Annotated in this window: 8 protein-coding genes; 5 read left to right on the top strand and 3 right to left on the bottom strand. The window is 65.8% G+C overall.

The window, feature by feature from the left end; genetic code table 11:
* Positions 1-130: 130 nt before the first annotated feature.
* Positions 131-913 (bottom strand): DUF6270 domain-containing protein, encoded by a 783-nt coding sequence (locus CFK38_RS04685; protein WP_096802040.1) that lies wholly within the window; start codon positions 911-913, stop codon positions 131-133.
* Positions 914-1,127: 214 nt separating this feature from the next.
* Between CFK38_RS04685 and CFK38_RS04680 the strand changes: the two genes are divergently transcribed.
* The 5 genes from CFK38_RS04680 to CFK38_RS04660 all read left to right on the top strand — a co-directional run bounded on the left by CFK38_RS04680 (position 1,128) and on the right by CFK38_RS04660 (position 11,289).
* Positions 1,128-3,053 (top strand): glycosyltransferase family protein, encoded by a 1,926-nt coding sequence (locus tag CFK38_RS04680; protein ID WP_096802039.1) that lies wholly within the window; start codon positions 1,128-1,130, stop codon positions 3,051-3,053.
* Between the two features lie 38 nt (positions 3,054-3,091).
* A complete protein-coding gene (locus tag CFK38_RS04675) occupies positions 3,092-4,777 on the top strand; it encodes a hypothetical protein (protein ID WP_096802038.1) in 1,686 nt (561 codons plus the stop codon).
* Positions 4,778-4,983: 206 nt separating this feature from the next.
* Positions 4,984-6,237 (top strand): UDP-N-acetyl-D-mannosamine dehydrogenase, encoded by a 1,254-nt coding sequence (gene wecC, locus CFK38_RS04670; protein WP_096802037.1) that lies wholly within the window; start codon positions 4,984-4,986, stop codon positions 6,235-6,237.
* The gene (locus CFK38_RS04665; protein WP_157773355.1) at positions 6,234-8,375 is read left to right on the top strand and encodes a glycosyltransferase; all 2,142 of its coding nucleotides are present in this window, start codon (positions 6,234-6,236) and stop codon (positions 8,373-8,375) included. Before wecC ends, CFK38_RS04665 begins: the two co-directional genes overlap by 4 nt.
* 67 nt (positions 8,376-8,442) lie before the next feature.
* A complete protein-coding gene (locus CFK38_RS04660; RefSeq protein WP_096802035.1) occupies positions 8,443-11,289 on the top strand; it encodes a heparinase II/III domain-containing protein in 2,847 nt (948 codons plus the stop codon).
* A gap of 103 nt (positions 11,290-11,392) precedes the next feature.
* On the opposite strand, the gene CFK38_RS04655 is transcribed toward CFK38_RS04660, so the two are convergent.
* Positions 11,393-11,923, bottom strand: coding sequence for a hypothetical protein (locus CFK38_RS04655; RefSeq protein ID WP_157773354.1), 531 nt, complete (start codon positions 11,921-11,923; stop codon positions 11,393-11,395).
* Between the two features lie 121 nt (positions 11,924-12,044).
* Complete coding sequence (locus tag CFK38_RS04650; RefSeq protein ID WP_157773353.1) at positions 12,045-13,088, bottom strand: hypothetical protein; 1,044 nt, start codon at positions 13,086-13,088, stop codon at positions 12,045-12,047.
* Between the last annotated feature and the right edge of the window lie 185 nt (positions 13,089-13,273).

Raw genomic sequence — 13,273 nt, 5'->3', positions numbered from 1 at the left:
CGAGACGCTGCACTCGGAGATCTTCACCGGGCACATCGGAGAGGTGGGTGAAGTCGCGGAGGCGGCGCGGCGCGGCCCTGCCTCGTGACCTGGGCCCTGGCGGCGTCGCCGCCCGCTCAGGGGCTGTGGGTCAGACCTTCGACTCCGACTCGGGTCCGGGCAGATCCGCCAGCACCCGCTCGACGATCTCCTCGTACACATCCTGCGTGTAGTGGAACGCCGCCAGACCCCAACGATGGTCGGGGTCGGCGAGCACCCCGAGCGGCTGCAGCTCCAGGATGCGGAAGCCGAGTTCGCCGAGCAGCTCGTAGTAGCGGTGGTAGGCGGCGTTCGCCTCCCGGGCGGAGGTGCCCATGCTCCAGGGGGTCGACGTGCCCTCGGTGGTCACCAGCGCCCACGGCACCCGCAGCACCACGGTCTTGGCGAACAGCCCCAGCTTCTCGAGCACGTCGCGCAGCCGCTGGGCCTGGGGCGCCCACAGCGCGAAGTGCTCGTCCGTCCCGAACGGGATGTGGCGCGCTTCCTCGACAACGGAGAGCACCTCGGGCGTGCGCACGATGTCGATGCTGCGGGTGACGACGCTGCCGTCCTCGAACAGATGCACCCCGTGGCGCTCATCAGCGAGATCCCAGAGGAGCACGTCGGTCTCGGGAGCCGCCTCCGCGAGGCGCTCCTCGAGGTTGCCCGCGAAGTCGCCGGTCATCATGCGGCGCTGGAACTCGGAGTCGATCTCCACGGTGGCGGGGAACTGCGCGGAGGCGTCGTGATCCGCGGAGAGCAGGGACTGCCGGGCGATGTAGGCGACGACGTCGAAGCGTGCGGAGCCGGCGAGGTCCATCGTGTCCCGCGCGACGCAGCTGCCGTAGACGGTCGCGCGCACCTTCGGCGCGGGATCTGCGGGCTGCTCGGTCACGGGTCTCCTCCGGAGTGGGTCTGGGCTTCGCCCGACTGTGGCCCTCTGAGCGGGGCCGCGAGACGGACGGTTTCGGACACAATACTCAGCGTGCCGCTGACGCACTGCGCTGCGGTGCGATTGTGGTGGGGAACGCAACGCGGAGGGCATGTCTTCGACGAGCAGGTGCGGGCTCATAGGATGGCCCGGTCCTGTCCCGCTTCCGGAGGTGCCGATGCCCGCGCAGTCCTCGTCGTCCCCGCTCCAGACCCTCCGCACGGGCCTGTGGCATCTGCGCACGGGCGGCCTTGCGCAGCTGCGCACCTGGCAGCGTCGACGCCGCACCGTGCACTACGGCGTCGGGAACGGGATCGGCTCCTTCGACAGCAAGGGGCAGCTCTCCTTCCCGCCGGCGAAGCAACCCGATCGCCCGCCTCACGTGCCTGGTCTACGAGTCGCGGTGATCCTGGACGACTTCTCGATGCTCGCCTGGTCCTACGAGTTCGAGACCGTCGCTGTCACCCCCGGGGCGTGGCGGGAGCAGCTGGCCGAGAAGTCGGTGGATCTGCTGCTGGTGGAGTCCGCGTGGCACGGGAACCAGGACGCCTGGCAGTACCAGCTGACCGGCTCCAAAGCGCCGAGCGAGCCTTTGCGAGAGCTGGTCGCGCACTGCCGCGACAGCGGTATCCCCACCGTGTTCTGGAACAAGGAGGATCCCCCGCACTTCGAGGACTTCCTGGACACCGCGAAGCTGTTCGACCAGGTCTTCACCACCGACATCACGCTGCTGCCCCGCTATCGGGAGGAGCTGGGCCACGACCGCGTCGCGGTGCTGCCGTTCGCGGCGCAGTCCGCGGTGCACAATCCGATCCGGCCCCAGCACGGCCACCAGGTACGGGACGTCGCGTTCGCCGGCATGTACTTCGCGCACAAGTTCCCGGAGCGGCGCGAGCAGATGGACATGCTGCTGGGCGGGGCGCTCGACGCCTCGGCCCGCATGGAGACGGGCCTGGAGATCTTCTCCCGCTTCCTCGGCGATGACGAGCGCTACCAGTTCCCCGGCGAGCTGGCCGATCGCGTGGTGGGTTCGCTGGCCTACGACCGGATGCTCACCGCCTACAAGGCGTACAAGGTGTTCCTCAACGTCAACTCCGTGGTGACGAGCCCGTCGATGTGCGCCAGGCGAATCTTCGAGATCACCGCCTCGGGCACGCCCGTGGTCTCAGCCCCCACCCCGGCGATCGAGCAGTTCTTCACGGCCGACGAGGTCCCGCAGGCCGCCTCCCGCGAGGATGCGGCGCACCTGGTGCGGGCATTGGTCCGCTCCTCGGAGCTGCGGGATCGGACCGTGCACCTGGCCCAGCGCCGGATCTGGCACGAGCACACCTTTACCCATCGCGCTCGGCAGGTGCTGGACGCCGTCGATCTCGGCGAGAAGGCCGGCTCCTCCGGCCTGGCGGGCGGGGCGGGGCTGCCGGCGGTAAGCATCATGGCCGCGACCAACCGCCCTGGCCAGCTGGACCACCTCGTGGATCAGGTCGCCCGGCAGGCAGGGGTGGAGCGGCAGCTGCTGCTGATCACCCACGGCTTCGAATCCCCGACGGCGACGGCGGAGCGCGCCCGCGAGCTCGGCGTCGAGAACGTCGTGGTCCTGGAGGCACCGAGCAGCTGGAGCCTCGGCACCTGCCTGAACGCCGCCGTCGACCGGGCCGACGGCGAGGTGTGCGCGAAGATGGACGACGACGACCTCTACGGCGAGTTCTACCTGCACGATCTGCTGCGCGCCCGAGAGTTCTCGGGCGCGGACGTGGTCGGCAAGCATGCTCACTTCATGTACCTCGCCGGCGCCGACGCCACTCTGCTGCGCTTCCCGTGGATGGAGCACCGCTTCACCGACCGGGTGATGGGGCCGACCATCACCGCTGGCCGGGACGTGTTCCGTTCGCATCCCTTCGAGGACCGCAACCGCGGGGAGGACTCCGCATTCCTGGAGTCCGTGGGGCAGGCCGAGGGCCGGATCTACTCCGCGGACCGATTCAACTTCACCCAGATGCGCCATGGCGACGTGGGTGGCCATGCCTGGTCGGCGAGCGACCGTGAGCTGCTGTCGACGGCAGACGTCTCATGGTTCGGCCGCAATGACGGCCACGTGATGATCTGAGCGGTGTACGCCGACGACGCCAGCAGAACGGAGTCACCGTGACGAGACAGCGCTGGCTGCTGCTCGGCGCCGCCCTGATCGCGATCGCCCTGGTCATCACCGGGACCTTCGCGCTGCGCCCGCTGCTGACCGGTCCTGATCCTGCGTTCGGGCCCGACGCGACCGCTTCACCGACCACGTCGCCCCCTCCCCCGCCATGGGAGTCCACCTCACTGCCGGGCTATGACCCGGACCCCGGCGAGCTCGAGCTCACGCCGCTCGATCAGGCGCAGGGAGAGGCGATCACCGTCTCTCTCGCCCTCGAGCCGGATGCGGTCACGACCGGCGGCGAAGTGGGGTTGAGCTTCGATGCGACGGAGCTGGCGAACCCGATGTGGGACTCCGACCGCTCCAATCTGACCCTGACCCTGCAGGAGCTGGACCGACCGGTGCTGCGCTTCGGCGGCAACGGCGTGGACCGCCGCATGTGGTGGACCTCGAGCGGGGAACCGGCACCCGAGTGGGCCGAAGCGACCGTCACGCCGAAGGATCTGGAGCGCGTGGCGGCTGTCGCCGACGAGGTCGATGCCGAGGTCACGATCGCCCTGGATCTGGGCCACGATGACCCCGCTCGCGCCGCGGACATGGCCGCCCACGCCCACCAGGCCTTCGGCGACCGACTGCTGGCAGTGGCGATCGGCAATGAACCGAACGGCTACTTCCATCCGAACCAGCCACAGCTCGCCGTCCGGGGAGAAGCCTGGGGTCCGTACGCCTATCAAGCCTCCCTGCGTGAGTACTCGCAGGCCCTCCAGAAGACGGTGCCTGGCCTTCCGATCGCCGGGCCGGGCGCCTATGACGCGACCTGGTGGCGTGCCTTCGCGGACTCGGGCATCCCTGATCAGCGGGCGCTGTCCATGCACTGGTATCCGCTGTGGGACTGCGGAGGCCCGGCTTCCTCGATCGCGAATCCGACGGTGGATGATCTGACGTCTCCGGAGCTGCGCGAACAAGCCCGTCACATCATCGGCATGGGGGCGGACGTCGCCTCCGAGAATGACCTGCCGCTGTGGATCGAGGAGACCGGGCCGACCTCCTGCCCCGGCACCAATGACACCTCGCGAACCCACGCCCAGGCGCTGTGGACGGTCGACTTCGTGATGACCGCTGCCGAGCTGGGCGTGGAGCGCATGGCCTTCCATTCGACGTTGCAGGCCTGCCAGGGTGGTGCCCCGATGAGTCCACTCTGCGCCACCGGCGATCTCGCCGACCCCGGCCTGATCGTCGAGGGCCGCACCAGCTACCTTGCGCTCATGCTGCTCGGCCAGCTGCCGGATGGGCGGGTTCTCTCCCCCGCAGTGAGCGGGGACGGGATGGTGATGGTCCACGGTGTGCTCGCCGAGGATGGTTCGCTCGCCCTGATGGTGGTGGACCTGCGCGATCCGACCACGGCGGAAGCAGCTCCTGTACAGATCAGCGCGCCCTCGGGACTGCCGGCCGGGGCCGCTGCTTCCTGGGAGCTCACCGAGGGCAGCCGCCTCTCGGGCGAGGCGCTGATATCCCAGGAGAGCACCCTCACCGCTCCTGCACCGATCACGGGCGAGTTCGCCGGCGCCACTCTGGGTCGTGCCGCCCCGATGACGGTGACCAGTGATCCGGGCGCGGTCGCTCTTCTGCGCTTCGAGCCGGTCCGGGAGCCGGACCCGTCCGACGGTGGTGGCGAGTCGACAGCACCTCGGGCATGAGTGCCCGATCTGCATTCTGGTGCGCTGGTCCGGACGTGAGCCCGAAATGAACACGACGTGACAGGTCGGGGAACTCGGTACCAGCATCTCCCCGGACTGTTGTACACGTGACAACTGGCGGCGGTTTCGTTCCTCGATCCTTCGCTCCCGCGTTACGGTATGGGCATCCCGCCCCCCGGCTGCAATCCCCACTTGAGGAGTCCTTGATGAGCCCGAATGTCCCCCTCGACACGGTCGGAGTCATCGGCCTCGGTTATATCGGCCTGCCCACCGCAGCCGTTCTGGCCCAGGCAGGCAAGACCGTGATCGGTGTCGACGTCAAGCAGTCGAGCGTGGATGCGATCAATGCCGGCGAGGTGCCCTTCGTCGAGGACGGACTCGAGTCAGTCCTGGCAGGAGTGGTCGCGAAGGGCAAGCTGAGCGCACAGCTGGAGACCCCCGAGGCCGACGCCTACATCGTGTCGGTGCCGACCCCGTTCAAGGGCGACCACGACGCCGACCTCTCCTACATCGAGACAGCCGCCAGTGGCATCGCGCCCAAGCTCAAGGGCGGCGAGCTGATCGTCCTGGAGTCCACGGCACCTCCCGGCGCCACCGAGCGCATGGCGAAGGTCATCCTCGATGCCCGTCCCGAGTTCACCGAGGAGCCGAACCTCGCGAATTCCCTGTACTTCTCCCACGCACCCGAGCGCGTGCTGCCGGGTCGCATCATGATCGAGATGGTCGAGAACGACCGCATCATCGGCGGCACCACTCGTGAAGCCGCGGAGCTGAACCGCGACCTGTACGCGAGTTTCTGCTCCGGAGAGCTGCTCCTGACCGACGCGAAGACCGCCGAGATGGCCAAGCTGACCGAGAACGCCTTCCGGGACGTGAACATCGCGTTCGCCAACGAGCTGTCGATCATCGCTGATCGCCAGGGCATCGACGTGTGGGAGCTGATCGAGCTCGCCAACCACCACCCCCGAGTGGACATTCTTCAGCCCGGCCCGGGCGTGGGCGGCCACTGCATCGCTGTGGACCCGTGGTTCATCGTCTCCGCAGAGCGCGAGCACTCCAACCTGATCCGCACCGCGCGCGAGGTCAATGACTCCAAGCCCGAGCTCGTGGTCGAGAAGGTGATGCAGAAGGCGGATCGTTTCAAGAATCCGACGGTCGCCGCCCTCGGCATCGCCTTCAAGGCAAACATCGATGACTTGCGCGAGTCTCCCAGCCGCAACATCGCCGGCGCCCTGGCGGAGAAGCTCACCGACGGTGCCGTGCTCGTCGTGGAGCCCAATGTCGACGAGCTCCCGAGGGAACTCGCAGAGCGCGAGAACGTCGAGCTGGCCGAGCTCGGCTCCGCTCTCGAGCGCGCCGACATCGTGCTGCTGATGGTCGATCACGACCCCTTCAAGGAGCTCGACCGTGAGCTCCTCAACGAGAAGATCGTCATCGACACCAAGGGGCTGTGGCGATGACGCAGGCCAACAACTCCGGGGCTGGGAGATCCTGGCTCCGTGGCGGGAAGGCAGCGGACGACCGCGCGCGAGCCTCTCAGCAGGAGCGGAGCGACGCCATCAAGGCCATCCTCGCCGAACTTCGCCAGCTCACTCTGGATGCCCCGGGAGCAGAGAAGGCCCTCCCGCGCTACCGCGAGGCCGTCGCAGCGTCAGGCTTCGACACCAAGGTTCTGCTTGAGTACGCGCGATTCCTGATCCGCATCTCTCGCGGCAGCACTGCCGAGGAGGTCCTCGCGCTGTCGCTTGCGCAGAACGGCGCCCAGGTCGACGCCCTCGAACTCTATCTGGAGCTCGTGCGCGAGCTGGATCTTCCTGCCGAGCGGAACTCATGGGCTCTCGATCGCCTCTCAGCAGATATCAGCGCCCACCCGGCAGAGCACCGCGCAGCGCTCGACTACGCGATCCCGCACCGGCTCACCCGAGTGCTCGACACCATCAGCACCGCCGGGGATCCGGTCAGCCGCGCGATCGTGCAGATCAACCAGGCCTATCTCGACCAGGCTGTCTCCACGGAAACGCTCACGGCGATCGGCTCCGGAGCCGGAATCGGCGAGAACGATCTGGTGCGCGCTCACATCACCGTTGCTCTCGCGCGCGGGAATCGCGGGGTGGCTTCAGACCTCCTGAAGTCCGCCGATATGAAGGCAGTCCCGCTCAATGCCCTGCGTCGCGCAATTCGTCGTGCGCGTACGGCTGGCAAGCAGAAGCAGCTCGTCGAGTATCTGGAGCGGTACCGCGCGCTCAAGCCGGAGGATGCGTGGGCGAAGCGTCTTCAGGCCGATGTCCAGCGGAATGCGGTCAGCAATTATCAGCTGGGCAAGACCGGCTTCCCGTTCCCGAAGATGAAGCCGACGCCCGCCTACGAGGCCCAGCGGGATCACGTCTTCTACCTGCTGCACAACTCCTTGCCGCATAACTCTGCCGGATACGCCACGCGTACCCACGGCTTGCTTTCGGAGCTGAACCGTATCGGGTGGGACGTCGACGGGGTCACGCGGCTGGGATACCCCTACGACATGCCAGGGAAAGCGGACCTGCCTGATGTGCCGATGCACGAGGTCATCGGCAACGTCGACTACCGCCGCCTGCTCAAGGGCCGTGACATCGAGAAGAAGAATCCGCTCTTCAACTACACCGAGCGGTACTCCAGCGTCCTGCTGGATCTCGCGAAGGAACAGCGACCGGCGATCATCCACGCGGCCTCGAACCACTGGAACGGGCTGACAGCGGTGAAGACCGCTCGCCAGCTCGGGATCCCCTCGATCTACGAAGTGCGCGGTCTCTGGGAGGTCACCCGCGGGTCCCGCAACCCCGAATGGGCCAAGAGCAATATGTACAAGTACATCGCTCGCATGGAGGCCGACGCGGCCAAGGGTGCCACGCGAGTCTTCGCGATCACCGAGGCGCTCCGCGAGGAGATGATCAACCGCGGCGTCGACGAAGAGAAGATCAGTGTCGTCCCGAACGGTGTGGACACCTCACGCTTCACTCCGATCGCCCGGGACGAGGAGCTCGCTTCGCGGCTCGGAGTCTCGGGCAAGACGGTCATCGGCTATGTCGGCTCGGTCCTCGACTATGAGGGCATCGAGCTGATCCTCGAGGCAGCGGAGGTGCTGAACCGTTCACGCGACGACTTCCACGTGCTGATAGTCGGCGACGGTGCCGAGCTCGAACGCTTCCAGAACCACGTGCAGGAGCATGAACTCGAGCACGTGGTGACGTTCACCGGCCGGGTGCCGCATGAGGAGGTCGAGCGCTACTACTCCCTCGTGGACATCACGCCGTTCCCGCGCCTGCCGCTACCGGTGTGCGAGATGGTCTCCCCGCTGAAGCCTTTCGAGGCGATGGCGATGGGCAAGGCTGTCATTGCCTCCGATGTCGCCGCGCTCAAGGAGATCGTCACCCCGGGTGTGAATGGCTACCTCCACGAGAAGGGCAGCTCCGAGTCGCTCATCGAACAGCTGACCACGCTGTTGAACGACAAGGAGCACACTCGCCGTATCGGCGACCAGGCACGGGCCTGGGTCGTCGAGCACCGTGATTGGAAGCAGCTCGCCCAACTCATCTCGGAAACGTACTCAGAGCTGAGTAACTGAATACCCTGGACGATGCGCCCGCAAAGCCGCGGGCGCATCGTCGTAACCTTTGAGAGGCCCGACTCCGATGAGTCTTGATTTCACCGTCGCCGAACGCCAGTCGTTCGGCACGACGTTCCATGCGCCGACAGTGAAGAAGCTGCTCGCTGGCAAGCTGACGATGACACCGCATCCGGAATGGACCCTGCCGGATGTAATTGATTGGACTGCCGATCCCTTCGAGGACGTCAATTGGCAGAACCAGTACCACATGCTCCGCTGGCTCGATCCTCTGCGTCGGGCTGCGATGAAGGGGGACGACGCCGCCTACGATATGTGGATCCGCTACGTCCGCGATTGGGTGCAGAACAACCCGCGCTCGAACCCTGCACACCAGTGGGTTTGGCGCGACATGGTCGAAGGCATCCGGGTTATCCAGTTCTGTCTGGCTGCGCCGCTCGTCCGCAATCGCTCCCCCGAGGATCTCGGATGGCTCGAGGCCACCATCCGCGAACATGCCGAATTCATGGCGGATCCGGCGAATCTCGGCAAGGCTAACCACGCCATGCATCAGCACGAGGCGCTCTTTGTGTGCGGGCGCATCCTCCGCGACCAGAAGTTCACGGACCTCGCCATAAAGCGCTTCGATCAGCTGCTCAATGAGGAATACGATGAGCAGGGCGTCAACGGCGAGGGTGCCATCGCCTACCACTACAACAACTACCTCTGGTACGAGCGCGCACTGAAGCGTTTCGACGCCGAGGGAGCCCCTCGCCCCGCCGCTGCGGAACGTCATGCGCGGGCACCCGAAGAGATCGCCCATGCCACCCGTCCTGACGGCACCTTCGTCTCGATCGGTGACACCGATGGCGGCACGGCCCAGAATGTGCGATCACCGTTCACGGACTACGTCACCAGCGGTGGCGCGAAAGGCGAACCGCCCGCAGATCTCCTGAAGATCTATGACCGCGGCTATCTCTTCGCGCGGAGCGGCTGGGGAGAGACCGAGAAGAATCTCGACGAGGAGACGTTCTTTTCCGTCAGTTTTGGGGCCGCGAATCGTGTCCACGGACATCCTGATGGCGGGTCGATCACGTTCAGCGCCGACACCGTCAATTGGCTTGTCGATCCCGGGAAGTTCCAGTACGGCTACAGCATCCCTCGGAAGCATCTCGTCTCCCGGGCCTCGCACAGCCTGGTATCCATCGAGGGTAGAACTCCTCGTAAGGATGCCGTCGTGGAGCTCAGTCGGCGCGCGATCACCGATCGAGCCTACGACTTCCTGTTCTCCGATAGCAGCTTCGAGGGGGTCACCCTCACCCGACGCGTCATCTACTCGACCGCCGGCGAGTATCTCGTCATCGTCGACCACGTGCGATCACGGGATGACGTCACCGCCATTCAGCGTTGGCAGCTGGGCCCGGACGTCGACGCCTCGATCACGCGCCACCGCGCCGAGCTCGCGTCCGGCGAATGCAGGGCCTCTTTGAGTTACGTGGGAACGGCGACGCAACTGTCCCAACTCCGAGGACAGAACAGCCCCTTCGACGGGTGGGTGGCCACCGGCTGGAAGCAGAAGACTGAGGCGACCGTCGTCAACGCGTCTAAGCGCGGGAAGAACTTCCGGTTCATCACGGTCCTGGCCTCCGGGAACACCTCCTCGCCGGCCGTGGAGAATGTGCCCGGCACCGAGAGAGGATACTTCTGCCTACGGGTGAGCACGGGCAAAGTCACTGAGATGATCCTGGTCGGTCGTGACGCCGTAACCTTTCCGACGTCACCGCCGACTTCCGGATCAATCGGGGCGGACACGGAAAAAGCACCCACGTTCCCCACTGCGAGCGGGAAACCGCACTTCCAGGAGAAGGCGAGCCGGCGTGAGGTGTTCGAGAAGCTGGAGGCATCGCGCCTCGAGGCTTGGGATGCGCCCGTGACTCGGCGCGAGGAGCTCGCGAATGAGCTCAATGAGGAACAACTGCGAAAAGGACTGCACGAGCCCGTCGACCTCGGACTCGCGGCTGGGATCGCCGACCTGCGATCGCTCGAACGGGGACACAGCAATCCCAAGCTCATCGAGCCCAAGAGAACGTCTCTGGTGAACTGGGATGGTGTCTCGGACTGGCGACCGACGTTTTACCCGCTGCCCGTCGTGTCGCACCGGAACTCCGGTTCGATCAACATCGCTCCTGCTGGCCCGGCGATCCACAGCATCATCGAAGGGCCGTTCGTCGTGCCGTTCGCGATCGACCCACGCGCAGGCACAACGCTCACCGTCCTCTTCCAGGGAGCCGTCGACCGTGCCAAGGTTCGGATTCCCATCTTCCTCCGCTGGCGACACCAGCTGGAGCTGAACGCTGGTCCGACCATGGCGATCGCGGATCCGACACTCGATCTCTCCACGTCGTTGCGTCTCGGCTGGTACCTCGGGACCGAGAAGCTCGATCTGGCACCTAGGCTCGCGGAGCTCGTCAAGAGCACCGCGCGGTCGCTCGGAGCGCAGAACATCGTCCTGGTAGGCAGCTCCGGTGGCGGATTCGCAGCGCTCCAGATGGGTGCACATATACCCGGCTCGACGGTCGTGGCGATGAGCCCTCAGACCGATCTCCGCCGCTATCCGCCTCGCCTCGTCGGTGCTGCCACAGAACCCGCCTTCGGGCTACGGAAGGCACCGACCGACGGATATCTGATCAAGCGGATCAACGTCGCCGAACGAATGCAGAACACGCGGCACTACCCCCGGGCCTGGATCGTCTCCAACTCTGGGGACTCCCACCACGTGACAGAGCACGAATCACCGCTTCGCGAGCACTACGCGTCAGCAGGTCAGGCAGAGTCCCTTTTGACCCTGGACATAGATCTGGGGCAGGGCCACAGGTCCGTGGACAACGAAACGTATACACGGGTGCTGACCGAGGTCTATTCGACACTGCCGTGACCGTCTGCATCTACGCTGGGTCGCGACGCATGAAACCGCGTGCTCAGCTCTGTACCCCGCCCCGCGAAGAGGACCGATGACGACACAGCTCAACTCTCCCGGATCAGTGGGTGCTGGACCGGACCCGTCTGTCCAACACAGCATGTTGCAGACCTTGTTCCTCCACGCCATGGGTGGGCCCATGGACATATTCCTTGAGCCGCGGCGAAAGCTCGATCCCCGCGCACTCCGCAATCAATGTGGAATGCGAAGCCGCAATCGACGGCTCACCGAGGGTATAGAAGACTGACTGAGACCCCAGCGGATCGTGGAGTACCGTCGCCGACTCCCCCTCAATCACGATCAGGGCATACCGCCCCGACAGATCATCCAGCGATCGACGATCCCCACCCGCAATCTGCAGGAGCAGCTCGGGAGTACTCGCACTGACGCTCGTGCTGAAGATGTCCCCGATAGCAAGGACGAGTCGACCCTCATCGTCTTCGTTCCGCACGACATCAGCTTCGGGGTGGATGAAGATCTTGTATCGTGACGTCAGCACTCGATTCCAGCCGCTCAGCGGTCCCGGGTCCACGAACCGATGGCCCCTTTCGGTGCAGATGAATCCCCGCCGGAAGTCCCGCAGATGCGCCATGGGCGGTAGGCCTTTCTAGGTATCGAGGTATCGAGCGAGGTGCAGGATGCCCCCGAGGCAACGGTCCCAGCCCTGATGGTCGAGAGCTGTTGCGCAGACGAAGAGCCGAGCAGCGCTCTGGTCATTCACCGGTGTTCATGACGAACGTCGAATTGCTCCGATGGATAACCAGCGGTGCCGGGCCTTCGTTCTCCAGCGCCACGACGAATCGTAGCCTGGTCCCGCAAGCATCGGCTGGGTGCGCGATCGGGGCATCGCCGTGCAGGACCAGATGGTGCGTGAGCCTCTCGATCCGCGCGTCCTCGACATCGATGGTCCGGCTGTCACAGACCTCGCCGTTCCCGTCGATCGAGACGAGCCGGTAGGTGAGCTCCACGGCACTTCCGGCCGGATCGACCTGGTCCTCGGGGCACCACGTGCGTCCATCCTCGGTCGATCCGTTGACCATCGTGCACGACGTCACATGGACTGTGCTCAACAGGTCGGAATGGTCTCCCCAGGCGTCGCTGGTCTCGCGCTCCGCCCGGAAGACGGCGGCACGCTCCCCTGGCTGCACCAAGCGCGGCAGGCGCTCGTCCGCGGGAACCTCGACTGCCTCGGAGCGCGCCGGAGCGACGCTCCACGTGCTGTCGATCGTCGCCGTGGTCCCCGCAGCGGCCGCCTCGTCGCTCGGCGAGCTGAACGAGACTCGGCATGCATAGTTGCCGCTGCGATCCGCGTCGAGGAGGAATTGGTTCCGGATCGTCACGCGCTCTCCCGAGCGGACGTTCTGGGTGCCCCCGACGGATCGGATCGTCCCACCGTCCGGCCCGCCGCAGGCGAGGCTGGCACCGAAGTACATGGCGGAGCCGGGGGATCCCTCCGGCTTCAATGCGGTCGCCTCGAATTCCACGAGGTAGGTGCTTCCGCCCTCCGCCTCGAAGGTGCGTCCAGGGAGGCGCATGGTGTCGGGCACAGAGAGGGAGGTTGATTCTTGAAAGGTAACCGGTTCCTTCGAGACGTCTGGGACCGCAGTCGCTGATTCGGAACCGTCCGGTTCCGATCGATCCGGTCCTGGACGGGAGACCACCACGGAGGTCACCACGAGGATCACCGCCACGGTGACCACACTGAAGACCCACCACGGCTTTGGCCGTGGTGGTCGATCCTTCGGCGTCGTGCCCATCGCTCCTTCAATCCTCCCGCAAGGGCAACGGACCTGTACGGAACCGCCGCGCCCTGAGTTGACGCATTTGCTTAGCCTCGGTATTTCATGGTGGTGTGGTCCCGACCGGCGGACGGCATAGAGAAAGGTGCTCCTGACCTGGAATGATACGGGGTGTTGAAGCTCGTATCGATCTGGCGGAAGGA

This window comes from Brachybacterium vulturis, assembly GCF_002407185.1.
In the GTDB taxonomy this organism is placed as follows: domain Bacteria; phylum Actinomycetota; class Actinomycetes; order Actinomycetales; family Dermabacteraceae; genus Brachybacterium; species Brachybacterium vulturis.
Note: the sequence above shows the minus strand (reverse complement) of the source record. Positions and strands in the feature narration are given on the sequence as shown.